The sequence below is a fragment of the Phyllobacterium sp. RCAM01083 genome, from assembly GCF_055685835.1.
In genome coordinates, this window is record NZ_JBVFZN010000002.1 from 158,062 (window position 1) to 184,589 (window position 26,528).

Annotated in this window: 25 protein-coding genes; 21 read left to right on the top strand and 4 right to left on the bottom strand. The window is 59.9% G+C overall.

Annotated elements, in window-relative coordinates:
- The first annotated feature begins 66 nt into the window (after positions 1-66).
- The 10 genes from ACZ25R_RS00710 (at position 67) to ACZ25R_RS00755 (ending at position 11,149) form a co-directional block, all read left to right on the top strand.
- On the top strand, positions 67-1,041 hold the full coding sequence (locus ACZ25R_RS00710; protein ID WP_346306427.1) for a GAF domain-containing protein: 975 nt from the start codon (positions 67-69) through the stop codon (positions 1,039-1,041).
- 201 nt (positions 1,042-1,242) lie between these two features.
- Positions 1,243-2,760, top strand: a complete 1,518-nt coding sequence (adh, locus tag ACZ25R_RS00715; RefSeq protein ID WP_472459679.1) for an aldehyde dehydrogenase — start codon at positions 1,243-1,245, stop codon at positions 2,758-2,760.
- Between the two features lie 67 nt (positions 2,761-2,827).
- Entirely contained in the window at positions 2,828-3,178 is a 351-nt protein-coding gene (locus tag ACZ25R_RS00720; RefSeq protein WP_472459680.1) for a DUF779 domain-containing protein, read from the top strand.
- Positions 3,179-3,448: 270 nt separating this feature from the next.
- A complete protein-coding gene (locus ACZ25R_RS00725) occupies positions 3,449-4,663 on the top strand; it encodes an ROK family transcriptional regulator (protein ID WP_472459681.1) in 1,215 nt (404 codons plus the stop codon).
- A complete protein-coding gene (locus tag ACZ25R_RS00730; protein ID WP_472459682.1) occupies positions 4,660-5,922 on the top strand; it encodes a M20 family metallopeptidase in 1,263 nt (420 codons plus the stop codon). Before ACZ25R_RS00725 ends, ACZ25R_RS00730 begins: the two co-directional genes overlap by 4 nt.
- Before the next feature lie 36 nt (positions 5,923-5,958).
- Positions 5,959-7,020: a substrate-binding domain-containing protein gene (locus tag ACZ25R_RS00735; protein WP_472459683.1), complete on the top strand. Its 1,062-nt coding sequence runs from the start codon at positions 5,959-5,961 to the stop codon at positions 7,018-7,020.
- Positions 7,021-7,069: 49 nt separating this feature from the next.
- Positions 7,070-8,134, top strand: coding sequence for a substrate-binding domain-containing protein (locus tag ACZ25R_RS00740; protein WP_472459684.1), 1,065 nt, complete (start codon positions 7,070-7,072; stop codon positions 8,132-8,134).
- Positions 8,135-8,200: 66 nt separating this feature from the next.
- The gene (locus ACZ25R_RS00745) at positions 8,201-9,184 is read left to right on the top strand and encodes an ABC transporter permease (protein WP_346306434.1); all 984 of its coding nucleotides are present in this window, start codon (positions 8,201-8,203) and stop codon (positions 9,182-9,184) included.
- Positions 9,185-9,195: 11 nt separating this feature from the next.
- Positions 9,196-10,395 (top strand): alanine racemase, encoded by a 1,200-nt coding sequence (locus tag ACZ25R_RS00750; protein ID WP_472459685.1) that lies wholly within the window; start codon positions 9,196-9,198, stop codon positions 10,393-10,395.
- A gap of 10 nt (positions 10,396-10,405) precedes the next feature.
- Positions 10,406-11,149 (top strand): ATP-binding cassette domain-containing protein, encoded by a 744-nt coding sequence (locus tag ACZ25R_RS00755; protein ID WP_223615246.1) that lies wholly within the window; start codon positions 10,406-10,408, stop codon positions 11,147-11,149.
- Here the strand turns inward: ACZ25R_RS00755 and ACZ25R_RS00760 are convergent.
- Positions 11,142-12,176, bottom strand: coding sequence for a LacI family DNA-binding transcriptional regulator (locus tag ACZ25R_RS00760; RefSeq protein ID WP_472459686.1), 1,035 nt, complete (start codon positions 12,174-12,176; stop codon positions 11,142-11,144). The two genes, ACZ25R_RS00755 and ACZ25R_RS00760, sit on opposite strands and share 8 nt — an antisense overlap.
- Before the next feature lie 164 nt (positions 12,177-12,340).
- Between ACZ25R_RS00760 and ACZ25R_RS00765 the strand changes: the two genes are divergently transcribed.
- The 7 genes from ACZ25R_RS00765 (at position 12,341) to ACZ25R_RS00795 (ending at position 19,251) form a co-directional block, all read left to right on the top strand.
- Entirely contained in the window at positions 12,341-13,363 is a 1,023-nt protein-coding gene (locus ACZ25R_RS00765) for a Gfo/Idh/MocA family protein (RefSeq protein ID WP_472459687.1), read from the top strand.
- 11 nt (positions 13,364-13,374) lie between these two features.
- Positions 13,375-14,271 carry a sugar phosphate isomerase/epimerase family protein gene (locus tag ACZ25R_RS00770; RefSeq protein ID WP_472459688.1) on the top strand — a complete coding sequence of 299 codons (897 nt, stop codon included), beginning with the start codon at positions 13,375-13,377 and terminating at the stop codon, positions 14,269-14,271.
- A gap of 122 nt (positions 14,272-14,393) precedes the next feature.
- On the top strand, positions 14,394-15,605 hold the full coding sequence (locus ACZ25R_RS00775) for an ABC transporter substrate-binding protein (RefSeq protein WP_288194749.1): 1,212 nt from the start codon (positions 14,394-14,396) through the stop codon (positions 15,603-15,605).
- A 68-nt stretch (positions 15,606-15,673) separates the two neighbouring features.
- The gene (locus tag ACZ25R_RS00780) at positions 15,674-16,576 is read left to right on the top strand and encodes a carbohydrate ABC transporter permease (RefSeq protein ID WP_472459689.1); all 903 of its coding nucleotides are present in this window, start codon (positions 15,674-15,676) and stop codon (positions 16,574-16,576) included.
- 47 nt (positions 16,577-16,623) lie between these two features.
- Positions 16,624-17,400 carry a carbohydrate ABC transporter permease gene (locus tag ACZ25R_RS00785; protein ID WP_464664462.1) on the top strand — a complete coding sequence of 259 codons (777 nt, stop codon included), beginning with the start codon at positions 16,624-16,626 and terminating at the stop codon, positions 17,398-17,400.
- An 8-nt stretch (positions 17,401-17,408) separates the two neighbouring features.
- A complete protein-coding gene (locus ACZ25R_RS00790; RefSeq protein ID WP_472459690.1) occupies positions 17,409-18,482 on the top strand; it encodes an ABC transporter ATP-binding protein in 1,074 nt (357 codons plus the stop codon).
- Positions 18,483-18,582: 100 nt separating this feature from the next.
- Positions 18,583-19,251 (top strand): DUF2161 domain-containing phosphodiesterase, encoded by a 669-nt coding sequence (locus ACZ25R_RS00795; RefSeq protein ID WP_472459691.1) that lies wholly within the window; start codon positions 18,583-18,585, stop codon positions 19,249-19,251.
- Here ACZ25R_RS00795 and ACZ25R_RS00800 read toward each other — a convergent pair.
- Positions 19,248-20,606 (bottom strand): FAD-dependent oxidoreductase, encoded by a 1,359-nt coding sequence (locus tag ACZ25R_RS00800; RefSeq protein WP_472459692.1) that lies wholly within the window; start codon positions 20,604-20,606, stop codon positions 19,248-19,250. The two genes, ACZ25R_RS00795 and ACZ25R_RS00800, sit on opposite strands and share 4 nt — an antisense overlap.
- A 15-nt stretch (positions 20,607-20,621) precedes the next feature.
- Entirely contained in the window at positions 20,622-21,254 is a 633-nt protein-coding gene (locus ACZ25R_RS00805) for a PadR family transcriptional regulator (RefSeq protein WP_472459693.1), read from the bottom strand.
- Positions 21,255-21,433: 179 nt separating this feature from the next.
- Here ACZ25R_RS00805 and ACZ25R_RS00810 point away from each other — a divergent pair, with 179 nt between their 5' ends.
- From ACZ25R_RS00810 to ACZ25R_RS00820, 3 genes are all read left to right on the top strand, one after another.
- Entirely contained in the window at positions 21,434-22,375 is a 942-nt protein-coding gene (locus ACZ25R_RS00810; RefSeq protein WP_472459694.1) for an adenylate/guanylate cyclase domain-containing protein, read from the top strand.
- A gap of 210 nt (positions 22,376-22,585) precedes the next feature.
- On the top strand, positions 22,586-24,142 hold the full coding sequence (locus ACZ25R_RS00815) for a B12-binding domain-containing radical SAM protein (RefSeq protein WP_472459695.1): 1,557 nt from the start codon (positions 22,586-22,588) through the stop codon (positions 24,140-24,142).
- Between the two features lie 182 nt (positions 24,143-24,324).
- Entirely contained in the window at positions 24,325-25,032 is a 708-nt protein-coding gene (locus ACZ25R_RS00820; RefSeq protein WP_472459798.1) for a DUF2076 domain-containing protein, read from the top strand.
- A gap of 69 nt (positions 25,033-25,101) precedes the next feature.
- Here ACZ25R_RS00820 and ACZ25R_RS00825 read toward each other — a convergent pair whose 3' ends face one another.
- Entirely contained in the window at positions 25,102-25,962 is an 861-nt protein-coding gene (locus ACZ25R_RS00825; RefSeq protein ID WP_464664067.1) for an undecaprenyl-diphosphate phosphatase, read from the bottom strand.
- Between the two features lie 295 nt (positions 25,963-26,257).
- Here ACZ25R_RS00825 and ACZ25R_RS00830 point away from each other — a divergent pair, with 295 nt between their 5' ends.
- Positions 26,258-26,521, top strand: a complete 264-nt coding sequence (locus ACZ25R_RS00830) for a hypothetical protein (RefSeq protein ID WP_472459696.1) — start codon at positions 26,258-26,260, stop codon at positions 26,519-26,521.
- Positions 26,522-26,528 lie beyond the last annotated feature (7 nt).

The following is a 26,528-nucleotide window of genomic DNA, read 5'->3' on the forward strand; positions in this document are numbered from 1 at the left end:
ACCCTTGACCGAAAAGCAAACTAGCTTACCCTAGGGGCAGGACGCCTGGACTTTGGGAGGAGACCGATGGCTTCGCGGTACGATGGACAGCATGCGGAACACATCCAGTCCGCCCTTCTGGGAAGTGCCGCTGCGCAATCTGCGCTCGTTGCCTCCTGGGGGCGCTCCATGCGTCTCTACGGGCTCAATCCGGAAGAGGGGACGCCGCCGGATTTTTTGAGCGAACGGGAACTGACGGACGCCCGTGAACGGCTGGGATCGTTGATCACCACCGCGCAGGCGACGCTGGACCGTCTCTATTCCGCCGTTGGCGGTGCCGGATGCTGCGTGCTCCTGGCGGATAAGGACGGCGTGCCGGTTGACCGCCGCGGCAGCGTTTCGGACGATGCAACCTTCTGCAAGATCGGTCTGTGGACCGGAGCGGTGTGGAGCGAAGAACGCGAAGGTACGAACGGCATTGGAACCGCCCTGGCCGAACAGCGGGCTTTGACAATTCATCGGGATCAGCATTTCCGCAGCCGCAATACGGCCTTGTCCTGCACCGTTGCGCCCATTTTCGATCATTGCGGGCGCCTGATGGCGGCCATTGACGTATCATCCGCGCGTCACGACCTCACGGAAGATTTCGTCAAACTGATCGCCATGGCTGTCGTTGATGCCGCGCGCCGCGTGGAAGCGGAAAATTTTCGTCTGGCCTTCCCCAAGGCGCGGATCATGCTCGCCAAGCTTGGGCCGGATGTGAGCTATGAGCGCAGTGCCAGCGCGCTGATTGCCGTCGATGAAGACGACCTTGTCATCGGGGCTTCCCGCACTGTCCGGCATGTTCTGGGTCTCACCGATGAATCCTTGAGCAAGCCGCTGCCGGCGGCCAGTCTCCTGGGGCAAAGCATGGATGTGGAGCAGGAATTTGCTGCCGCCGAGCGCAGCGTCATCCAGCGCGTGCTTGCCAAAGCCGACGGCAATATCTCGGTTGCCGCCACGATGATGGGTATGGGGCGTGCCACCCTGCATCGCAAGTTGAAGAAACTCGGTATTCACTGACGCTGCGGCGTATTCGCTGATTGCCACCGGCAATTGTCTCAAAAGTGAGACAATGCGCTTGCCTGCATGGACCATGCGGGATGACACCCGCACCTCCGCGCGCGATCCTCTCTGGGCCGCAGGAGGCGGTATCAATCAGCGTGCAGATGGCCTTTCCGAAGTTTTCAAGGCGCGGAGGGCCCTGCAACAGGGAGGAACACCATGAACAAGGTAGAATTCAACCGCACCATTCGACCCAATTTCAAGAAGCGCTACGGCAATTTCATCGGCGGCAAGTTTGTCGAGCCGAAGTCGGGACGGTATTTCGATAATACCTCGCCGGTGAACGGCCAGGTCCTGTGCGAAATTGCCCGGTCCGACGCCAGCGATGTCGAGGCAGCCCTCGATGCCGCCCATGCGGCCAAGGATGCGTGGGGCCGCACGAGCGTTGCCGAACGCAGCGTCATCCTCAACAAGATCGCGCAGGTCATGGAGGACAATCTGACGCTGCTGGCGCAGGCCGAGACCTGGGATAACGGCAAGCCGATCCGCGAGACGACCGCCGCAGACCTGCCACTCGCGATTGATCACCTGCGTTACTTCGCTGGCGTGATCCGGGCGCAGGAGGGCAGCATTTCCGAGATTGACCATGATACCGTCGCCTATCACTTCCATGAGCCGCTGGGCGTCGTCGGCCAGATCATCCCGTGGAATTTCCCGCTCCTGATGGCGATCTGGAAACTCGCGCCGGCACTCGCCGCCGGCAATTGCGTGGTGCTGAAACCGGCGGAACAGACACCGGCTTCCATTCTGGTGCTGGCCGAACTGATCGGTGATCTCCTGCCGCCGGGCGTTCTGAACATCGTCAACGGCTTTGGCCTCGAGGCAGGCAAGCCGCTTGCATCCAGTCCGCGCATTGCCAAGATTGCCTTTACCGGCGAGACGACAACCGGCCGCCTGATCATGCAGTATGCCAGCCAGAACCTCATTCCGGTGACCTTGGAACTGGGCGGCAAGTCACCCAACATCTTCTTCAAGGATGTGACGTCGGAGGATGATGATTTCTTCGACAAGGCGATTGAAGGCTTCGTCATGTTTGCCCTCAATCAGGGCGAGGTCTGCACCTGCCCAAGCCGCGCCCTCATTCATGAATCCATCTACGACAAGTTCATGGAACGTGCGCTGAAGCGTGTTGAGGCAATCGTCCAGGGTGACCCGCTTGATCCGGCCACGATGATCGGTGCCCAGGCGTCCGGCGAGCAGCTGGAAAAAATCCTGTCCTACATCGATATCGGCAAGCAGGAAGGCGCTGAAGTGCTGACCGGCGGCGAGCGCAACGCGTTGGCCGGCGATCTCGCCGGCGGTTTCTATGTGAAGCCGACGGTGTTCAAGGGCCATAACCGGATGCGTATTTTCCAGGAGGAAATCTTTGGTCCGGTCGTTTCGGTCACCACCTTCAAGGACAATGACGAAGCGCTGTCGATTGCCAACGATACGCTTTACGGTCTTGGTGCCGGCATATGGAGCCGGGATGCAAACACCTGCTACCGCTTCGGTCGGGCCATTCAGGCCGGGCGTGTCTGGACCAACTGCTACCATGCTTATCCGGCGCATGCGGCATTCGGCGGATACAAGCAGTCGGGCATCGGCCGGGAAAACCACCTGAAGATGCTGGATCATTATCAGCAGACCAAGAACATGCTGGTCAGCTACAGCCCGAAGAAGCTCGGATTCTTCTGAGCACTCTGACGTTGCAAAGCTGGCGGCGCCTGCGCGGCGCTGCCAGTGTCACCATTGGGGAGGCATCATGCAAAATCAGGTCAGTGCCACGATCGCTGCTCTCGATCTCATTCGGACGCTGCAGGCGGAATACGGGCCGATCATGTTTCACCAGTCGGGCGGCTGTTGCGACGGCTCGTCGCCGATGTGCTACGCCCAAGGGGACTTCATCGTCGGCGATCAGGACGTCTGTCTGGGTGAAATCGGCGGCGCACCGGTCTATATCAGCGCCTCCCAGTATGGCGTGTGGAAACATACCGAACTGATCATCGATGTCGTGCCGGGCCGCGGCGGCATGTTCTCGCTCGACAATGGCCGCGAAGTGCGGTTCCTGACGCGCTCGAAAGTGTGCGTCGTGTCTCTGCTTGAGACGAGATAGTGAGCCGTCGGTTGATTAAAACTGACTGGCACGGCCCGTCGGGTTTGGCTGTCGAACCCGATCTCGCCTATGCCCGGATATCGCCGCAACGCCCGGCAACCGGCTCGGCGCCATAGACAGTCCTTGTCGCCGGCTCCATGCCCCTGAATTGCACCCGGTCGACATTCTTCATCCTCCCACAGCAATAGTTCGATTTTTGGCGTTGCACGCTTGACAAGTTTGACGAGACGTTATTAGTTCGGTGATAGAACGAACTAAATATGTGAGGCTGTGTTGAACGAAGCTGTGCGCCTGTCCCGTAAGTTCTCCCAGCGGGCCGTAATCGAAGCTATCGTGCAGGGTAGTCCGATTTCGCGGGCCTCGATCTCCAAGCAGACAGGGCTGTCGAAACAGACCATTTCGGAGATTGTCCGCCAGCTGGAAGCGGAAGGCTGGGTTCAGGAAACCGGACGTACCAGCGGTCACGTCGGGCGCACCGCGGTCACCTATGAGCTCATTCCAAGCGCAGCCTACATCGCCGCCGTTGATCTGGGCGGCACGAAGGTGCGTGTGGCCATCGTCGATCTGGCCTGCCAGGTCTTCGCCGAGGATACGGCACCGACGGATCCGAGGGGCGGGCAGGCGGTTATCGACCAGATCGCAAACATGTGTTTTCACGCGGCCGCTCGTCAGGCTATCCCGCGCGAGAAGATCAGGCTTGCCGTCGTCGGTGCGCCGGGTGCGCCGGACAGCGATACCGGCCGTATCCTGCTTGCGCCCAATATCGCCGGCTTCGACACCATGGATGTAGCAACGGCATTTGAACGCGCGTTCGGCGTCGACGTCATGCTGGAGAACGATGTCAATCTTGCCGTCATCGGTGAGAACTGGCTGGGCCAGGGCCAGGGCATTGACAATCTTGCCTATATTGCACTGGGAACCGGTATCGGTGGCGGCCTCATGGTGGGCGGGCAACTGGTGCGCGGCAATATTCATGCGGCGGGCGAACTCGGCTTTCTGCCCTTCGGTTCCGATCCGTTCGATCCGGAATCCCTGAGCGCAGGCGCCTTCGAGCGCGCGGTCGCCTCGATGAGCATCATCGAGCGTTACAGGGCCTTGTCGGGGATATCATTGGGTGTACCCGCTATTTTTGAGGCCGCAACGGCTGGCGATGCCAATGCCAACAGGGTTCTCGATGACACTGCCCGCCTTCTCGCGCGCGGAATCGGCGCCATTGCCGCCATTGCCAACCCGGAAAAAGTCATCCTCGGCGGTTCAATCGGCCTGCGGCCGGAGATGCTGTCGCGGGTAAAAGGCCTGCTGCCACGCTGTTTTCCCTATCCGATCGATGTCGAGGCCAGTGTGCTTGGGTCGCGTGCCGCCATTATCGGCGCTGCCGCCATAGGGTTGGGGCACCTGCACAATACGCTCTTCGGTGCCGATGCGCCCGATAGCCGTATCTCGCTTCCGCCCGCCAGCACGGTCACATTGCGGGAGGTCGTATGATGAAGGATGCAAGCAATCTCGCCTCGCGGTTACGCGAGGTTCTCGATGCCGATGACGCCGTGGCACTGCTGCGGGGTGCAATCGGGCGCAACAGCATCACCGGAAATGAAGCAAATTTTGTTGCCTATCTGAACGAACAGATGCGCGCCCGTGCGCTCACCGCCATTGAAACCGCTGATTTTCTGCCGGGGCGCCCGAATATCTGGGGCGAGCGCCGGGGCAATGGCGGTGGAAAGCGGCTCCTGTTCATCGGCCACACGGATACGGTTCATGTCGATGGTTGGGCCGAACATTGGGTGGGGACCGCCCATGCGGACCCGTTCGCCGCTCCCGTCGTCGACGGCCAAATCTGGGGCAGGGGTGCCGGAGACCTGAAAGCGGGCATATGCACCGCGCTTGCCGCACTCTCGCTGCTGGACAAGGCCGGTATCCGGCTAGCCGGGGATGTCGCCTTCGCCTTTGTCGGGGATGAGGAGAGCGGGCAGCCGGGAACGGGCGTCTCGGCCGGCATCAAGGATTATGTCGCGCGCATCGAGGCAGGCGCCATCCCGAAGCCGGACTTTACCGTCTATGTCGAGCCGACCCAGCTGTCGGTCTATTCGGCACAGATCGGCTTTTTCATCGCCGACATCACGGTAACCGGAAAGTCGGCTTATTTCGGCGTGCCGGAGCTTGGAAAGGATGCGCTGAAGGCGAGCCATGCCATCATGTCGGCTCTGTGGAACCATTCGGACGCGGTAGCGGCGCGCGCGGAGCATGACCTCATCGGCCGCGGCTTCCTGTTGATTACGGGGCTGAAGGGCGGCGGCTTTATTGCTGTTCCAGAGGAGTGCACGCTTTCGCTGATCCGCAAGCTCTTACCGGGTGAATCCCTCGATACGGCTGCAGCGGAGATGGAAGCCGTCATTCGCGGCGCGGTGTCCGATCCGGATATCAGGATCGACATCTCCTATCCGGCGGGCCGCGACCATCCGCTGGGCGGCACCGCCGCCGAGATCGACCGGCATGCGCCGGAGGTTGCAATGCTGTCAAAGGCCGTTGCCGATGCAATGCAGGGGCGCGGCGTGATCGAGGGCGCGCCCTTCTGGTCCGAGTCACCATTCTTCGTCAATCAACTGGGAACGCCGGCGGTGTATTGCGCCCCGGGCGATATCCGCAACTGCCACACCTATGAGGAACGCGTCGACGTGGAGGAATACCTGGCCGGAATCGTCGCGTTTGCCCGCTTTATCGCCGAATACTGCGGCGTTATTGAATGACCAACGACACCACAATAATAAAAAGGGAACATTCCAATGCTTGTGAAAAGATTTCTGAATGCAACGGCTCTGACCTGTTTCTTGCTGTCGGCTTCTGCGTCATTTGCGCAGACAGTCGGGCCGTCGGGAGAAGCGGCAACGCCAAGCTCCGCCGTTACCCTGTCTGAGGCCGATCTCGCCTCGCTGAAAGACAAGGGCTACAAGGCGGCCCTGCTCTGGCATACATCGTCGGATTTCGTGAATGCCGTTTCGGCTGGCGCAAAGGATGAGTTTGCCCGCGCCGGTGTGAAAGTCGTTGTCACGACAGATGCCGGTTTTGATGCCGCGCGTCAGCGCAGCGATATCGAAACGGCGCTTGCCGCCAAGCCCGATGTTGTCCTGGCCCTGCCGCTCGACCCGGTGACCTCGGCCGAGGCCTTCAAGCAGGCGATTGCCGATCATACCAAGCTTGTCTTCCTGTCGAATGTACCGGCGGGTTACAAGCAAGGCTCCGATTATGCGGCCATTGTCACGGATGACCTCTTCCAGATGGGTAAGCAGGCGGCCGATGCCCTGGCGAAATCCATCGGCGGCAAAGGCAGGGTTGGCTGGATTTTCCACGATGCCACCTATTATGTCACCAACCAGCGCGACAATGCGTTCAAGTCGACAATCGAGAAAGACTATCCGGACATCAAGATCGTTGCCCAAAAGGGTATTTCGGATCCATCACGCGCCGAGGAACTGGCAAGTGCGATGCTGCTGCAGAACCCTGATCTTGACGGCATCTATGTGACCTGGGCGGAGCCCGCCGACGGCGTGCTTGCTGCCTTGCGCGCTGCAGGAAATACCAAGACGAAGATCGTCACGCTCGATCTTGCCGAGCCCGTGGGTCTCGATATGGCCAAGGGCGGCAATGTGACGGCGCTGGTTGCCGACAAAGCCTACGAGCTTGGCCGCACAATGGCGGCGACAGGCCTGAAATCCCTGCTCAATCAGGCAACGCCACCCTTTATCGTCGCTCCGGCATTGACCGTAACCAAAGAGACCATCGCTTCAGGCTGGAAGGAATCGCTCAACCGCGATGCACCGCAATCCATCCTCGACGCCGTGAAATAGCGCGAAGCAGTACGGTTCAACGTTCGACAAACCAATCAAGGGGGCAGTCATGTCCAGATTTCTCACATTATCGGCAGCGCTTGCTGTCAGCATCTTCGCAACGCAGGCCTTCGCGGCTGAAGGGGTAACGGTCGGACCGCATGGCGAAGAGCCGACGCCCGCCGCCAGCGTGACCCTCACGGCTGACGAGGTCCAGAAGATCAAGGACGGCAACTATACCGCCGCGCTGGTCTGGCACGAGATGAGCGAATACACCAATGCGGTCAATCGCGGGGCGGAAGCAGAATTCGCCGCGCTCGGCATCACGATCGTAGCGGAGACCAATGCCAGCTTTGACAGTGCCCGCCAACAATCCGACGTGGAAACGGTCCTGGCGAAGAAGCCGACGATCATCGTGTCACTGCCCGTCGATCCGACCACCGCAGCAGCGGTCTATGATCCCGCGCGCAAGGCCGGGGTCAAGCTTGCCTTCATCGACAATTCGCCGGCGGGATACGAGCACGGCAAGGACTATGTGACCATTGTCTCCGACGATCTGTTCCAGATGGGCAGCAAGGCGGCCGACGCCATGGCTGCCTCCCTCGGCAAGAAGGGGAAGCTCGGCTACATCTATCACGATGCCGATTTCTATGTGACCAATCAGCGGGATCGGGCATTCAAAACAACCATCGAGACAAAATATCCCGATATGACGATCGTTGCCGAAGCCGGCATGGCCGATCCCGCGCGCAGTGAGGAAATCGCCCAGGGGCTTTTGATCAAGCACCCCGACCTTGACGGTATCTATGTCACCTGGGCCGAACCGGCGCTCAATGTTCTGGCGGCGCTCAAGGCTGCCGGCAATACCAGCACCCGGATTGTCGCCCTCGACCTGAATGAACCGGCAGCACTTGACATGGTCAAGGGCGGCAGCTTCACCGCGCTCATTGCCGACGAGGCTTACAATATTGGCCGCACCGCCGCGCGCGCTGCGGCGGGGTCGCTGATCGGGAAGAAAGCCGAACCCTTTCTGGTCGTCGACTCATTGGCTGTGACGAAAGAAAACGTCCTTGCGGGATGGAAGACCTCGCTCAACAAGGACGCCCCCGAGAGCATCGTCGAAGCATTGAAATGACTGTGCGGGCGGCCGTCCCGGCAGGGATCGGCCGCTCCCGTTTCACTTTCCTTTGAGGAAGATACCATGTCAAAAACCAACCCAAGCCTGGTACCATCCGGACGGTCGCTGTCCCTTCTGGGCAAGGCGAATCTACAGCAATATGTCGTCTATCTTGGGTTTCTCGCCATCTTTCTGTTCTTTGCGATCGTGCTGAGAGACAGCGGCTTCCTGACGGTCCGCAACCTGTCGAATATTGTGCTCCAGACAGCGCCAGTGACCATCATGGCGATCGGCTTGGTGTTTGTCCTTTCCGCCGGGGAAATCGATCTTTCGATCGGGTCCATCGTGGCTGTCTCCGCGCTTGCGGGCGCAGTTGCCATGAACGGCTACGGCATGACGGCCGGTATTGCCGCCGGCCTGTGCGCGGGTCTGCTGATCGGTCTGGTCAATGGCGTTCTCGTCGCTTACGTAAGGCTTCCGTCCTTTCTCGTGACGCTTGCCACCATGGGATTGTTTGCCGGTGTCGCCCGGTCGCTGACCGATCTTCGCTCCATCCCGGTGACAAACAGCGCCTTTACCGGCTTCTTCGGCTCCGGAACACTGCTCGGCATTCCCTCGCTGGTGTGGTGGACGGTGGGGGCCATATGCATCGGCCACATCGTCTACCGCCATACCCGCTTTGGGGCGCATGTGCTTGCCACGGGAGACAACAACCGGGCCGCAAGCGTATCCGGTATCAGCGTTCCACGCATCCGCCTGACGGTCCTGATGATGAGCGGAGTGCTGGCATCACTGGCTGGCCTCCTCTATGCCGGCCGCCTGCAGGCCGCCAAATACACACTGGGTGAAACCGATCTGATGACAGTCATTGCCGCGGTCATCGTCGGCGGAACGCTGCTCAACGGCGGCAAAGGCTCCATCATCGGTGCGCTGGTCGGTTCGCTGATGATGGGCATGCTGAACAACGGTCTGATCCTGATGGGCCTGTCCGTCTCTGACCAGATGATCGTCCGTGGTCTGATCATTCTTGCTGCCGTGGCGGTTTCGCTACGCGAAAAGTCGCGCTGAGGGAGTTTTCCATGTTTCTCGATATTCTACGCCGCCGCAACCCAGCCTTTGTGGAAAGTGCAATCCAGCTGCATCAGGCCGGCCGCATTCCGGCCAATGCCTATGTGCTTGATCTCGATGGGGTCGAAGCCAATGCGCGTGTGCTCAAGTCGGAAGCGGACAAACAGGGCCTGAAAATCTTCGGCATGACCAAGCAGGTCGGCCGGTCCAGTTCATTCTGCCGTGCCATCAAGCGCGGCGGTATCGATGCTGCCGTCGCCGTCGATATGGCCTGTGCCCGGGCCGTGCACAATGCCGGCCTCAAGCTCGGGCATCTCGGCCATTTGCAGCAGGTGGCGCGTCATGAAGCCGCCGCTGCAGCTGCCCGTTTTCGCCCGGACTACTGGACGGTGTTCAACGCGGAAAAGGCGGCGGAGGCCGGCAAAGGTGCGAGCGCTGCCGGTTACACGCAGAACCTGCTTGCCCGCATCAAGGCTGAAGGCGACACCTTCTATCGCGGGCATGAGGGCGGATTTGATGCGGACGATATTGCCGGTGTTGCCGACCGTCTCGACGATGTGGAGGGCGGCCGCTTCGCCGGTATCACGACATTCCCGGCACTCCTGTTCGATCATGCCGCGCGCAAGGTGAAACCTACGCCCAATCTGGCAACGCTCACCAAGGCTGCCGAGGCCCTGCAGAAGGCCGGCCGGACCAATGTCGAGGTGAATGCGCCGGGAACGACATCGTCAGTGTTGCTGGCCGCATTGGCCGAAGCGGGGGCCACCCAATGCGAACCGGGCAATGGTCTGCACGGAACCACGGCGCTTCACGTCATGGAGGATTTGCCGGAACTTCCGGCCGTACTGTATGTGACCGAGGTATCGCATCTTGCCGGAGGCAAGGCCTATTGCTTCGGTGGCGGTTTCTACATCGACCCGATCTTCCCGGACTATGACGTGAAGGCGATTGTCACCCGCGAACCGACGGTGAGTGCCGCGGCGCTGCGCAGTGTTGAAGTGCCGCCGCCTGCGGCCATTGATTACTACGCCATGATCGACGCGACTTCCCCCGGCTCACCCCGCCCTGGCGATACGGCCGTTTTCGGTTTCCGCGGCCAGGCTTTCGTGACGCGCGCCTATGTTGTCGGCGTGTCCGGTATTTCAAAAGGCGCGCCCAAGGTCGAGACAATCGAAAACGGTTTCGGTGAAACCGCCGCCTGGCCTGTATAGGAGAAATCGAATGACTGTCACCGACGTGTCACCTGTTCTCAAACTGACCGACATCCGCAAGAATTTCGACGCCGTGACGGCCATCGAAAATTTCTCGCTGGATATCTTTCCCGGCGAAATCGTCGCTCTTGTCGGCGACAACGGGGCGGGAAAATCCACGCTGATCAAGATCATCTCGGGCGTATACGCCCCGTCTGCCGGCACGATCACCATCGAGGGTGAAACAGTGACGATGGCAAGCGCCAGCATGGCGCGCGCCCATGGCATTGAAGTCGTGTACCAGGATCTGGCGCTCGCCGACCAGCAGACCGTTTACATGAACATGTTCCTCGGCCGCGAGCCGGTCAACCGCTTCGGTCTGCTAGATCGCGGCAAGATGATCAGCGATACTGAAAAGCTGGTCCAGGAGCTGGATGTGCGGATACCTTCGGCCCATGCCACGATCCGGGATTTGTCCGGCGGGCAGCGTCAGGGGGTGGCGATCGCGCGGGCAACCCATTGGGCGAGCAAGCTGATCCTGCTGGACGAGCCGACGGCGGCGCTGGGCGTGGCCGAAACGGCCAAGGTCGAAGCCATCGTGCAATCCTTGAAAACCCGCAACATCGGTGTGCTGATCATCAGCCACAGTCTGGACCAGGTCTTCAAGCTCTCCGACCGCATCTGTGTTTTGCGGCGCGGGAAGCAGATCGGTATCCGCAAGACGTCCGAGACGGACAAGAACGAAATCGTATCGATGATCACCGGCGTCAATTGACGGGCTGGTGCCTGTCGCTCTCGCCGGGGATCAGTTGCAGCGGCCAGACGAGCTGCACCCTTTCCTGCGGATAATGGTCTTCATAAGCGGGCATGGTTGAAAGCAGGGATTCCGCCAGCTTGATGCCAAGATCGCGCAGGGAAATCCTGAAACAGGTCAGCGTGGGCGACAGAAACCGGCTCTGGGTGCTCTCGCGGAAACCGATGACGGCGATGTCGCGGCCCGGGTGAATATCGGACTCGTAGAAGCGCCGGTACAGTCCGAGGGCCATGTTTTCATTGACGAGGATGATGGCCGTCGGCATTCGCCCCTGGGCAAGGACGGCACTTGCAATCTGGTAGCCGCCTTCCTCGTTGGCATGGGACCGGAACACATAGTCCGGATCAAACGCTATGCCGCTGGCGGCGAGGGCCTGTTTGTAGGCATCGAGAAAGATGTAGCCGAGGTTGATGTCGCTGGCCGGTACGGCAATGGCAATGCGGCTGTGACCCAGCCCGGCAAGCCGCCTGACCGCTGCCGTTGCAACGCCTTCGAAATCGAGGTCGATCCATGGGTAATTGCCCGCTGTTTCGCTGCGGCCCAGCGTGATGAAGGGAATTTTTCGCTCCAGCAGGAAATCAATGCGGGGATCGTGACGTGTGGTTGCCGATATGATCAGCCCGTCGACAAAGCGACGCGCAACCACGCGGTTGAGATAGGCGGCAGGCTCTTCGTCGGTGCCGCACAGAAGTGCAACGAGGTCGAGGTGATGGCGCCGGAACACCGACTGAACGCCTTCGAAGACAGGCATGAAGAAACTGCCGCCGGTGTCGACCGTCTCGATGGTTGATTCAATCATGAAGCCGATCGTGTTGGTGGTGCCCTGTCGGAGACTGCGGCCGGACTGGTTCGGCACGTAGCCAAGTTGCTTGGCCGCCTCAAGCACGCGCTCGCGCGTCTCCTGATTGACGTCAACCTTCCCGTTGAGGGCACGGGAAACTGTTCCGATCGAAATATCGAGATGGCGGGCAAGGTCCCGGATGCTCACGCTTTTTCTCCCTGTGCGACTCGGCGCTGATGCCCTTTCATTCTTAAAACACCGAAAGGGGGATTGACAAAAATAATTCGCCGATATGAAATCGTAAACGTTTACGGAAGACATTTGCAACCGATTTAGCCGGTTTCTGGTGAATTTCGTTGGGAGGAGAGACAATGCAGCGTGCCGTTTTAGTCGGTTGCGGAGCCATGAGCAAAGCATGGTTCGAGGCAGCCCGGACCATTGGCGATATCGACATCGTCGGTGTTGTCGACCTGGCGAGAGAGCGTGCGGAGGCGCGCATCGCAGAATTTGGCCTCGGCGCGGCAATCGCCTCAGACAGTCTTTCCGCTGTTCTGGCAAAGACCAGCCCTGATCTCCTGTTCGACGTCGTCGTTCCGGCCGCCCGCCATGTGACCGTGGCCGCCGGGCTTGACGCGGGTTGTCATGTGCTGTCGGAGAAGCCGATGGCCGAAACCATGGACGAGGCGCGGGACCTCGTCGGGCGTGCACGCGGGGCCGGACGCATTCATGCGGTTGTGCAGAATAGGCGTTATCTCGCCCAGATCCGCCGCATCCGCCAGCTTGTTGCCTCTGGAGCCATTGGTGATGTGACCAGCCTGCATTGTGATTTCTTTCTCGGCCCGCATTTCGGCGGATTTCGCGAGGAGATGCGCCATGTACTGATTCTGGACATGGCGATCCACACGTTCGATGCGGCGCGCTTTCTCGCCGGGGACGCTGCCAGCGCGGTTTATGCCCGGGAGTGGGAGCCAAGCAATTCCTGGTACAGTCAGGGTTCTTCCGCCGCCGCGATCTTCGAATTCAGCAATGGTGCCGTCTTCACCTATCGCGGCAGCTGGTGCGCCGACGGCTTGCGGACCAGCTGGGAAAGCAGCTGGCGCATCGTCGGCAGTAAGGGAACGATTGTCTGGGACGGGCATGACGACATACGGGCCGAAGCCGTCGCCTCCGGCAAGGACGGCCTGTTCTCCGGGGTGACCGCCGTCGAGATACCTCCCCTTGATGCGTCCCACCGCATCGGCGGTCACCTCGGAGTCATGCGGGATTTCATCGCGGCAACCCGGGGCGGCTCCGCGCCGGAAACGGCCGGGACTGAAAATATCAAAAGCCTCGCCATGGTGTTCGGTGCGATCCAAAGCGCCGAAACCGGACGGCGTATTGAAATCACGATCTGAAGGAATTCGGAATGAGCAACCCGGCACAATCGATCCGCATCGGCACCATGATCAGAGGCAATGCACCCGATCCCGCCGCCTATGTCAAAACCATCCTGCCGCATGGCTTCGAGAGCATCGAGCCATTCTTCTGGCAGGTGATGAACAAGGACCTGCCGACCCTCGCGGCGCAGTTGAAGGACGCCATTGGCGACGCCGATGTGACGATCTCGACCCTCGGCATGTTCGGCAATCCGCTTGAGGACACGGACATCGATCGTGAGACGCTGAAAGGCTGGGAGGCATTGATCGACAATGCCCATCTCTTCGGCGCCAACACCATTGCCGGGTTCACCGGCCGCGTGCGCGGCAAGCGGATTGAAGACAGTCTGCCCCAGTTCAAGAAGGTCTGGGGCGAACTTTCGCGGCGGGCCGCCGACAAGGGCGTCAGGCTTGCCTTTGAGAACTGTGCCATGGACGGCAACTGGGCAACCGGCGACTGGAATATTGCCCATACGCCGGACGCCTGGGAAATGATCTTCAACGAAGTGCCGGCCGACAATCTCGGGCTCGAATGGGAGCCCTGTCACCAGATGGTCTATCTCATCGACCCCCTGCCGCAGATCCGCAAATGGGCACCCAAGATTTTCCATGTTCATGGCAAAGACGCCACGATCCGCTGGGAGGTTATCCGCGAGCACGGGATTTTCGGCAAGGAGAAGTTCGTGTTCATGCGTTCGCCGGGATTTGGCGATACCAACTGGACCGATGTCATATCGGAACTGCGCCTCGCCGGCTGGTCGGGATCAATCGATATCGAGGGCTGGCACGATCCGGTCTATCGCAATGACCTGGAAATGACCGGGCAGGTGCATTCCCTGAATTATCTGAAACACAGCCGTGGCGGTGATTTCGTCGCCAATCCCTGATTTCCCCGAGCGGGCCCGCTGCCGGACGGGAGTTCCGGTGATGATGGAGATTAAATCCGACCAGGAAAGACGCGCCGCCAAGAAGCGCAATGCCGGTGTCGAGCAACACGAGGAGGAAACCTATGAAGAGCATTTCGCATTGGATTGCCGCTGCCGCACTGATGCTGTCTGGCACGGCTGCGCATGCCGAGCCGGTGACGCTTGATATCTGGACCATCGACCGGCCGGATCAGTATATCTATCTCCTGAAAGACGAGTTCGAGCAGGCGCACCCGGACATCAAGCTGAATGTCAAGACCGTGCAATTCCGCGACATGGTCAATGATCTGGCGCGCGCCACGGCAACCGGTGAATCGCCCGATGTCACCTATATCGACAATCCCGAAGTGGCGCTCTTCGCCTCGCGCGGACTGCTTCTTGATCTCTCGCCGATGCTGGCGGAATCGAAGGTGATCAGGAAGGACGATATTTTTCCGGGTCCGCTGTCGTCGGTGACATGGGATGGCAAGATCTATGGTGTTCCGCGCGGCGCCAACACGCTGGCGCTCTACTACAATGCCGACATGTTCAAGGCAAAGGGGCTCGATCCCGACAAGCCGCCCAGGACTTGGGATGAGCTTTATGCCGCTGCCAAGACCCTGAATGATCCGGCAAAGAACATTTATGGAATGGCCTTTTCCGCCGTGGCAACGGAAGAGGGAACGTTCCAGTTTCTGCCGTGGCTGCAGATGGCGGGCGGCGATTACAACAAGGTGGATACGGATGGCGGTGTGAAAGTGCTGCAGTTCTGGAGCAAGCTGCTCGATGAGAAGCTGGCCTCGCCCGATACGCTCATCCGCGGGCAATACGACTCGACCGGCACCTTCAATGCCGGAAATGCGGCCATGGCGATCTCCGGACCATGGGAGCTGCCGCGCATGAGCAAGGAAGCGAAGTTCGATTTCCGCGCCGCGCTGCTGCCGGTTCCGCATGAGGGCGCCACCCGGGCTTCGGCCTTGGGCGAGGGCGACAATGTGATTCTCGCCAACAGCAAGCACCCGAAGGAAGCCTTCATCCTGCTGGAATTTCTCTACGGCAAGATGCCGGATGTCTGGAACCGTTTCGGCTTTCTGCCCGCGGCGAGGATTCAGTCCAACAACCCTAAAATACCGGCCATCTACGCTGTCTTCGAGGAAAGTATGAAATATGCGCGCAACCGCGGTCCGCATCCGGAATGGCCGAAAATCTCCAAGGCCATCTACACGGCCATACAGTCGTCGCTCACCCGCAAGAGCGACCCGAAAACGGCCTTGGCAGCGGCGCAGAAGCAGATCGACGTGGTTCTGAAAAAGTAGATCAAATCCTGTCCTCGCATTCGTATTGCGGGGACAGGCCAACAATCCACATGGGGCGGGAGGGCACTATGCAGGGCATTATCAGGACCATCAGGGACGGGAGCGGCTTTGATATCCTGCTGCTCGGTCTGGCATTGGCTTATCTGATCGCGTTTTCGGCATTTCCCATTCTCTACAACATCATCATGTCGCTGCAGACGGTGGACATGTTCACGATCACCTCGTTCAACCGCCCCTTCGTCGGCCTGCAGAACTACTATGACGTGATATCGCAACCCATTGCGATGGCAGTGCTGTGGAACACCGTCGAGTTCGTTGTCCTGTCGATCGTCTTCCAGCTGTCGATCGGTTTCGGCCTTGCGCTGTTTTTCCAGCAGGATTTCCCGGGAGCCACCTATCTGCGCGGGTTGTTCCTGGCCGGCTGGATCATGCCGGCTCTGGTGGTCGGGGCTATCTGGAAATGGCTGTTCGCCGGGGATTTCGGTGTCATCAACTATGTGCTGATGTCGCTTGGCATCGCCGGTGAGCGTGTCTTCTGGCTGTCCGACCCGGATGTCGCGCTTTACGCGGTCATCATTGCCAATGTGTGGCTTGGCATCCCCTTCAACATGATCCTGCTCTCCGTTGGTCTTGCCGCTATTCCGCGCGATGTCTACGAGGCTGCCGAACTCGACGGCGCGGGACCCTTCGAACGCTTCCGGTCGATCACGCTGCCCCTGATGCGGGCGCAGCTCGGCGCGGTCATTTCGCTCGGTGTGATCTTCACCCTGCAGCAGTTCGATCTCATTGCGGCCCTGACGCAGGGCGGTCCCGCCGACAGTTCCAACGTCGCGCAATACTGGTCGTGGCAATTGTCCTTCCAGACCTATGAAATATCGCTGGGCAGCGCGGTCTCGGTCATGATGATCCTTTTCGTCATTGTCGTTGCCGCCGTCTATGTCCGCTCCACCCGCCACGAACACAGTTACTGAGGAGAGCGCCGGTGAAACGTTATATTCTCCTCGCCATCGGTCTGGTGATGACGGCGATCTACCTGTTCCCGTTGTACTGGATGTATCTCACCGCCTTCAAAGGCAGCTCCGAGATCTTTCAATATCCGCCAACATTCTGGCCGACAAATCCCCAGTGGAGTTTTGCCGAGGTGTGGCAGAGCCGGGGCATGGGGCGGTATATCTGGAATTCGCTGCTGATCGCGGTTGGGGTCACCATTCTCGTCACGTTCATGGGGACGGGATGTGCCTATGTTCTCTCGCGTGTCCGCAATATCTGGATGGACATGGCCCTCTTCGCCATCCTGATGATGCAGGTGCTGCCGTCCTCGCTGATGGTGACGCCGATCTTCGTCATGTTCAATCAGATCGGCCTTCTGGCCAGCCCGCGCGTGGCGGTCATCCTGGCGCAGACGGCCAAGATGCTGCCGCTCTATATCGTGCTGTGCCGTGCCACATTTGTGCAGGTGCCGCGCGAACTGGAGGACGCTGCCCTCGTCGACGGCTCCTCGCGCATCGGCGCGTTCTTCAACATCATGCTGCCTTTGGCGCGCAACGGCATTCTCGTCACGTCTGTGCTGATCTTCCTGCAATCCTTCGGTGAATATGTTTACGCCCGGTCCCTGATTGCCAAGAACGAGCTGCAGGTGGCGACGGTTGGCCTGCAGACCTTCATGGGTCCCGATGCCAGCGACTGGAACGGGATCATGACCTATGCCGCCATCTACGTCACGCCCATCCTTTTCGTATTCATGCTGCTGCAACGGCGTATCGTCAGCGGTCTTACCGCCGGCGCGCTGAAATGAGGTGAACCATGTTTCAGATCGAAATCGACCACCTGAACAAGCATTATGGCGGGTTTCACGCGCTGAAGGACATCAACATTGCCATCGAACAGGGCGCTTTCGTTGCGCTGGTGGGGCCTTCGGGCTGCGGCAAGTCGACATTGCTGCGCACCCTTGCCGGCCTTGAAAAGACAAGTTCCGGCGATCTGCGCATCGCCGGGGAAAGTGTCGTCCACAAGCCGCCGCGCGAACGGGACGTGGCGATGGTGTTCCAGTCCTATGCGCTCTATCCGCATATGGATGTCGAGCATAACATGAACTATTCGATGCGCCTGAAGCGGCGCCCGAAGCAGGAGATTGCCGAGCGCACCCGTGCCGCCGCGCAAACGCTGGGTCTTGGCGCCCTGCTTGACCGGCTGCCGAAAGCCCTGTCCGGCGGCCAGCGCCAGCGCGTCGCCATGGGGCGCGCCATCGTGCGCAACCCCAAGGTGTTTCTCTTTGACGAGCCTCTCTCCAATCTCGATGCGGCGCTGCGGGTGCACATGCGCAGCGAGATCCGCAAGCTGCACGAACGCTTGCAGGCCACATCGGTTTACGTGACGCATGATCAGGTCGAGGCCATGACCATGGCGGACCATATCGTTGTCATGCGCGCCGGAGTGGTTGAACAGCAGGGCAGCCCGCTCGACCTTTACGACCGGCCCGCCAACAGGTTCGTTGCCGGATTTATCGGGTCGCCCGCCATGAATTTCATTCCGGTCACGGTCGGGTCCGATGGCAACAGGCTGATGCTGGAGAAGGATCAGGCTCAATCGCTCATGCTCGGTCGCGCGCTGGCCCCCAGCCGGCGTTTGCTGGCCGGCCTGCGTCCGGAGCATCTTGCCTTCACCGGCGAAGCCGGTGATCTGGCGATCAAGGTCGTCGTGGAAGCGGTGGAGTCGACGGGGAGCATGACATTCGTGACGGCATCCATCGCCTCCCAGCAGGTGGTGGCCGCCCATAGCGGCAGGCCTGAAGTGAGCCGGGGCCGCGAGACAGAGCTCTTTATCGCGCCTGGGAACGTGCACTTGTTCGATCCGGAAACGGAGCTTGCCGTCTTCTGACCCTTTCCGCTTTGTCTGCTCAAATGCTATAGGGCGACACCCGCCTCTCATATTCGCTTTGCGAACGTGAGGGGATGGCATGTATGGCAAAGGATGCACTTTGGAGACTGCGCTCTATCTCCCGATCAAAGGCTTTCTTGAAGAGGCCGGCTATAGCGTCAAAGGTGAGATCGTCGGTTGTGATATCGTCGCGCTGAGCGATGGTGAGCCGCCTTTGGTTGTCATTTGCGAACTCAAGCTCAGTTTCAATCTTGAGCTCCTCCTGCAGGCGGTCGACCGGGCGGCTCTCAGCGATGAAGTCTGGCTTGCGGCGCGCATTTCGGCGCGGGGCAAGGGACGTGAAAGCGACCGCCGGTTCCGTGATCTTTGCCGCCGACTGGGTTTCGGCATGCTGGGTGTGTCAGATGGTGATGTGGTCAGCATCATTGTCAGCCCGGCCGCGCCCATGCCGCGAAAAAATGCGCGCAAGCGTTCGCGGCTGGTTGCGGAGCACCGGCGCCGCAAGGGCGATCCGACATCGGGCGGCGGTTCCCGCATGCCGATCATGACGGCCTACCGCCAGCAGGCGCTTGCCTGTGCCGAGGCGCTGCAGCGCGGTCATTTGCGGCCGCGCGATCTGCGCGCCGTTGCCCCCAATGCTCCGCAGATATTGCGCGGCAATGTTTACGGATGGTTCGAGCGCGTCGACCGGGGTGTCTATGCCCTGACGCAGGCAGGAATGGATGCGCTGAAGCGCTGGCCTTCATCCCCGGCAAGCGACCCCGTCTAAGCCGTAAATTCATGCTTGTTGTCGATTTTGCGCAGGCGGGTTTCGGAGTCAGTCATGCGGCGCTTGAGAGCCGGGACGGCATTGATGATGCGCAATGCGCCGCGCATGACCGCCAGCTGCATGCGGCCGAGCACGGGCCTGTGGCTGAGGCCGTTTGCATCCATCTGCTTGCGTGACTCGAGCACTGCCCGCGCGCTGTATTCCAGCATTTCGGCTTCGTAGGCGTGCAGGGCTTCCACCAGCGGCATGACACCGTCGCGCACCTCGGTGAGCCGCCTGCACAGCAAGGAACCATCCCGCATGGCGGTATTGGCGCCAACACCGCGTCCGGGTGTCATGGTGTGTATGGCATCGCCGAGCAGCGTCACGTTCGACGATTGCCACGGGGAAACCGGAACCGACGTGCGGATATTGACGCGAAAGATGGTGGTTGGATCGGAAAGCGCGATCAGGCGGCGCAGGTCGGGATGCCAGTCCCGGGTCATCTTCATGGCGATCCTGGCAAGGTCGGGGCCGGGAAGGGACGCGGGATCCTCCGGCAGATTCTTGCGCGCGCCCCAGACACCCCACATGATGTAATCGCGGGTATTGTCGAATAGCAGTCCGGGCCATTCGGCAATCAGGCTGGCATCATTGCCGCCGACGCCGTGCTTCACGCCGTCATTGTCCCATTTGAACTCCATGACGTGAAGAATGGCGCCATAGCCCTTCGGTGCCATGATCATCGATATGCCGTGAAAAACCTTGTCCGGAAGAAGCGCTCTGGTTTCAGGTGTGAGCGCGACCTTGCCGCCGATGGATGCGATGCCCGTATCCTCCATGCGCGCCTCGGGCAAGCGTTGCCGGCGAACGCGCGAGTTGGCGCCGTCGGCACCGACCAGTACATCGCCCGTATCCGTTGAACCGTCATCGAAGACGACGGTAACCGTGCCGTCTTCATTATTCCGGTAGTTTGAGAATGTCTTGTCGAACACGACACAGTCTTCGAGCCCGGTGAGCAGGACTTGGCGCAGCGTCATGCGGCTGACCGATTTTTCGCTGTCGACCGGATCATCGCTGCCTGGTACCGGCATGGATATCAGCTCGGACATGTTTTCCGTCAGCATGTTGAAATGGCGCGGTGCCCGCGCGCAGGTGGCAACAAACAGATCAAAAAGCTCTGGCGGCAGGCAGCTCTTGAGCGCCTGGCTTCCCGCAGGGCTGATGCCGACGCGATAGCCATGCAGGCCATCGCGCCGCGTGCGGTCGCGTTCATAAACCCGGACACCGATGCCGGCCCGCTTGAGACCATGCGCAAGGCAAAGTCCTCCGGTCCCCGCGCCGATGATGATCACCTGCAAGGTATTCGTTTTCATGGTCTTGGCCTTTCGCTAGGAAGACGTATGTTCGCTGGGCTGGGAAAGTTCCATTGCAATCTGGCGAAGCCAGGCTTCGCTCCAGGTCAGTTTGCCGGACTGAAGGTCGGCGGTGATAGCACGCACCCACGCAAGCTGCGTGCCATAGGTTGCGCTCAGATATTCCATTTCCAGGAGAAAGAGACGGGGCACCGGCATCGCGATTGCGTGGCGCAAATTCTGTTCGATCCGGTCGATTTCCGCCTGCAGTGCAACGGCGCGCTGCTCGAGCTGCAGCCGGGCGTCATCGGGCGTCAGGAGCGGCAGAAACGAGATTGCCGCGGGAAAATCCGGGAATTCCTGTGATGGCGTGGAAAGGATTTCCCGCATCCATTGCAGCATGATTGCGCGCCCGGCCGGGCTGAGCTCATAGACGGTGCGCTCGGGCCGGTTCTCGTCGCGGGAGATGCCCTGCGAGGCAATCAATCCTTCCCGTTCCAGCCGGTTGACCGTCTGATAGAGACTGGCGCGCTGGGCGACATTGATGACTTCATCTTTGCCGCGCTCCTTGATGAGCTGTTGCATGCGGTAGGGATGCATGGGTGCCTCATACAGCATGGCGAGGATTGCGAGGGCGATCGGGGAGCGTTTGATTGTTTTCATAGTCATATATATACTAGTAATAAAAATACTATGTCAAGCCCATTGCGAAGCGCTGCCCGAACGGCAGGTCTCGATATTTGTTGTCCTGCCCCGGCAGGTGCTTCCCACATTCAGCGACACGCTATATTCTCCGCCGACGTCGGATGGATTTCTTGCCAGAGCCAGGAACCGGGAAAATGAAGACCATGTCTGAAACGCGTCGCAAGCTCACCACGATTTTCTCTGCGGATGTTCAGGACTACACCCGTCTCATGCAGGTGGACGAAGAGCGGACGCTCGATACGCTCAACCAGTACCGCGATGCGATGCGACGTTTGATCGAGGCGCATGCCGGCCGGGTCATCAACACTTGGGGCGATGGGCTCATTGCCGAGTTTTCCAGCGTCGTCGAGGCGGTGCGCGCGGCAATCGATGTGCAGAACGAGCTCGCCGGTTATAACGCCAAACGTTTGAACGACACCCGCATGCTTTTCCGCATCGGCATCAATCTCGGGGATGTCATTGCCGAAGGCGACGATATCTATGGCGACGGGGTGAATGTCGCCGCGCGGTTGCAGGCCTCTGCCCCTCCCGGCGGCATCGTGATTTCAAGCACGGTTTTCGATCAGGTCCGCAACAAGCTGACCGTCGGGTTTGACTATCTCGGCGAGCTTTCGCTCAAGAACATTGAAGGCGGTATAGCCAGCTATGCCGTGCGTATCGGAGAAGACAGAGGATCCGGTCCGCAGCGGCCTTCCCTGCAATCCGGGCCGCCGCCGCATCATGACCATTTACGGCGAACCCAAACGCAGGCACACCCGGAGCCTTTGCCGTTCAGGAGAGGGCGGTTCGGTGTGCTGGCAACCATCGCCGCCGGGATTGCCGCCATCAATTTTCTCACATGGAGTGGCTATTTCTGGGCTGCGTGGCCTCTCCTGGCCTTTGCTGCTCTTGCTTTCGGTCTGTGGGTGCGGACCACCCGCCTTGACCGGTTCGTCGCCATGCTGGCAATGGTCGGGTTCGTCCTCCTCGGCATCAACCTTATCACCTGGAGCGGGACGTTCTGGGCCGCATGGCCGCTGCTTGCCTTTGCGGTTGCCGGCAGCATCCGCTGGTTCACGCGCCAGAGGAGCGGTGTCCGGAGCTGAGCCGCCAATGAATTTACTATTCGCCGCATCATATTTTGGCCGATAGTTGGAGATATCATTGGCCAATATTGGGGAGTATACAGACGGGAACAGGTTTTTTCTCAAGGCGATGACGTCGCAGGGATCAGCCTCAAGGACAGGCATACCATTCGCAAGCGGGAACGGGACAGACATATAGCATTTTAACAGCAAACAAAAAGGGTGACTGTAATGCCCCATATCGTGCTGATTAATCCGCGTTTTGAAGCTTCTTACTGGGGGCTGGAACATGCCCTGCCCATATTCGACGCAAAAGCCAACCTTCCTGTGGCCTGCCTGCCTTTGCTGGCGGCCCTGACCCCTGCCGAACACACGGTCACGCTCATCGATGAGAACGTGGAAGACATCGACTATGATCTGTGTGCCAGCGCCGACATTGTCGGGGTTACCGGTATGATCGTGCAGCGCTTCCGCATGAAGGAAATCATCACGGAATTGAAGCGACGGGGCTGTTTTGTCGTGGTCGGAGGCCCATGGATCACCGTCCAGGAGAACTATTTCGCCGATCTCGCTGATGTGGCATTCATTGGTGAAGCCGAAGAAACCTGGCCGCAATTCCTCGCCGAATGGGCGGAACACCGGCATTCACGCCGGTACGAGCAGGCTGACAAGACAGATATGAGCACGGTTCCGGTGCCGCGCTTTGATCTCCTGAAAATGGACGATTATGCGGTGGGAAGCATCCAGTTCTCCCGGGGCTGTCCGTTTACCTGCGAGTTCTGCGATATCATCGTTGTCTTTGGCCGTAAGCCCCGCATCAAGACGGGTCAACAGATTCTGGCCGAAGTGGAGGCGTTGCTGGCGACAGGCATGGATACCGCCTTCATTGTCGATGACAACCTCATCGGCAACAAGAAGGCGATAAAGGAAGTGCTGCGCGAGGTCATCGCCTGGCAGGTCGCGCACAATTATCCCATGACCTTCGTGACCGAAGCCTCCATTGATCTGGCGGATGATCCGGAACTGATGCAATTGATGGTCGATACCAACATTCGCGTGGTCTTCATCGGCATTGAAACCCCGAACGAGGCAGCACTGCGGGAGACGAAAAAGCTGCAGAATCTGCGCAAGGGCGCCACCATGCTGGAAAAGGTGCACACGATCCAGCGCTCAGGCATGGAAGTGTGGTGCGGCATGATCCTCGGTTTCGACAGCGACGATGCCTCGATTTTCGACGCACAGCGCGCCTTTATCAAGGAAGCGCGGATCGTCAACGCCATGGTTGGCATGCTGGCGGCCATACCGAAGACCCCGCTCTACACGCGGTTGCTCAAGGAGGGGCGGCTTGATCCCGAAGATCAGCAGCCCTTTGGCACCAATGTCATTCCGCTCAACCTCAGCCGCGAGGCACTGCGCGACGGCTATCTCGCGGTTATGCAGGATCTTCACAATCCCCAAGCCTATTTCGACCGGCTCGATGCGCTTTATCTGGATGAACGCATCGAACCGGAACAGACGCGGCTGCGCCATTTGCGCCGCCATCCCTTGCAGTTTGCAAAACTCAATGCCGAATGGATGCTCGAAGCCGTCGGCATCTTTCTGCGCCTGATGCGGCAGGTCCCCGACAAGGAACTGCGCCGCACCTACCGCCGGCGGATATGGGCCATGTTGAAGCGCCGCCGCTCGCCGGTGGTAATGCAGATCTACGCGATAAAATGCGCGATGCACTATCACGCCCATACGATGATCGCGCGGATGCAGACCGGCCCGATTGTGAACTCGTTCTAGGGGCCGAAACGCCGGGTGGCGTGACCGGGAGCGCTTCTGCTTTTCCGGCGCCGCAGCCATTTATGCGGCTAAAAACATTGGCGGGAAGGCCGCTGCGGCTGCAAAATTACATTTTGTTAAGGCCATCTAAATGCCATGAATCTGGATCGAGATCACATTTCCCCTAAAGGAGGTGAGTGAAAATGAATGCCGATGAACAGAAACTTCTCAGTGGCCTCTTTGACCGTACAAGGCAAGCGGCCGATACGCCCCGGGACCCCGAAGCCGAGCGCTTCATTCTGGACCAGATCAAGAGCCAGCCTTCGGCCCCCTATCTGCTGGCTCAGGCCGTCATCGTCCAGGAACATGGCCTGAACGCATGTAACGAGCGCATCCAGGCACTGGAAGCGCAGGTGAAGGATTTGCAGAATACCCCGCCTCCGCAACAACAGTCGGGCGGCTTGCTGGGTTCGATCTTCGGCAGTTCCCAAAGTGCGCAGCCGTCCCAGCCTTCTCCCGGCCGGTTCAGCGGACCGTGGGGCGGTGGCGGGGCAGCACCCCAGGACGCGCATGCAGCACAGGGACAGCCGCCTCAGGCCGGGCGCTGGGCAGCCCCGCCGCAGGCCCAAGGCGGCGGCTTTCTGCAAGGTGCATTGACCACGGCAGCCGGTGTGGCCGGTGGCGCGCTCATGTTCGAGGGCATCAAGAACGTGATGGGCGGCAATTCGTTGTTTGGCGGCTCGGGCGGCGGAACCGGCACTGTGCCGCAAGCCGGCGAGACGGTCATCAACAACTACTACAACGATGACAAGAGCACCGGCACGCAGAACGATTACGCCGAAATGGACCGTCTCGACGACGCCTATGACGATGCACAGGACAGCGATACCGACGACGACAATGTAGCGTGACGCACCGGGCGATAAACAGGATGGTGCCCTGTTTATCGCCTGTCTTCCCGGTCTTTCACCGAAGGTCTGTCAGGCGTATGAGATCCAGAGTATCACCAGGCCAAGCAGAATCCGGTAGCAGATGAAGGGCAGCGTTGAAAAACGCTCCAGAATGCGCATCAAGCCCCACAGGGCTGCGAATGATGACAGCGATCCGATGACAAGACCGACGAGAAGGATCATCCAGCCTTCAAAGGGAAGATGGGCGCGGGCGAGGACAACAAGTTCATGCAGGCCTGCCAGCGCGATAGCCGGAATGCCGAGCAGAAAGGAAAAGCGCGCGGCGTCCTGCCGCGTGAAATCGCGAAACAGGGCCGCCGTCAGGGTCGAGCCGGAGCGTGAAACGCCGGGGATCAGCGCACCAACCTGCGCGACGCCGACGATAAGCGCATCGCGCAGCCGCATGCTGTCCGCTGGACGTTTATGCTGGCATACCCATTCGGCAACCGCGAGCAGAACACCCATGACGAGGCAGGAAAAGCCGATGACCGGCAAGGTCCGCAACGGACTGTCGCAGGCATTGAGAACCGGCGCCAGAAGCAAGCCGGCGATGACAATCGGCACGGTGCCGAGCACGATGCCGATAGCCATGCGCAGCTTGGGCGACATCCAGTCGCCCGTCCTGATCGCGCTGAGCGATCCGCCGGTTATGGCGTAGATATCGCGCCGGAAATAGCAGATGACCGCCGTCAACGCGGCCAGCTGCATCGCCGCCGAAAAAGCCGATCCGGGATCCTGCCAGCCGAGAAGTGCCGGAACCAGCCGCATATGCGCGGTTGATGATATCGGCAGCAATTCCGTAATGCCCTGAACCACGCCCAGCACGGCGACCTTGGCGGTGCCCAAAGCCACAAAGCCGGTATCTACCCCTTGCGTGCATACGCCACTCATAAAGTGTTTCCCTCGATCTGGGTGATGGATGTCGATCGATTGCTTCGACCGTTGCGGAGGCTACATGCAAATGCGCTGCAAGTGTAGACGCCACGCACGTCTGGAGCCGCTGAAACAACAGAAAACAGCAGCGCCAAATGTCACGGTTGCCCGGTACTGTCCGCCACGCAATTGACGCGGCTGCGACTTTAATAAGCCGCAACTTGCGATGTAGTGTATAGCATCAGAAGCGCGTGAAATTTAAAGCGCACCATCGGCAACCGGCAGGATCGCAGTGGCAGAGTTTTCGGAAGTCTTGAGCTCAATGATTATCGGCGTGCTGGCGCTTGCCGTCGGCATGGGTGTCCTCTGGGGCGCTTGCCGGTATCAATGGCGGGCCGAGCGGACGGCCGGTCTGGCTTTGCTGGGGCTCTTGCTGCTTTTTGGTGTTGCTTCGCTGTTCGGCATCGAAGCACCGAGTGCGATTCTGCTCGGCGTCGTGGCGTGCGGGTTCATTGCCATACTGATCTTGAAGCGTGCGAAGGCCGGTTCGCCGCCAAATCGGCCCCAACTCCCATAAATGCCGA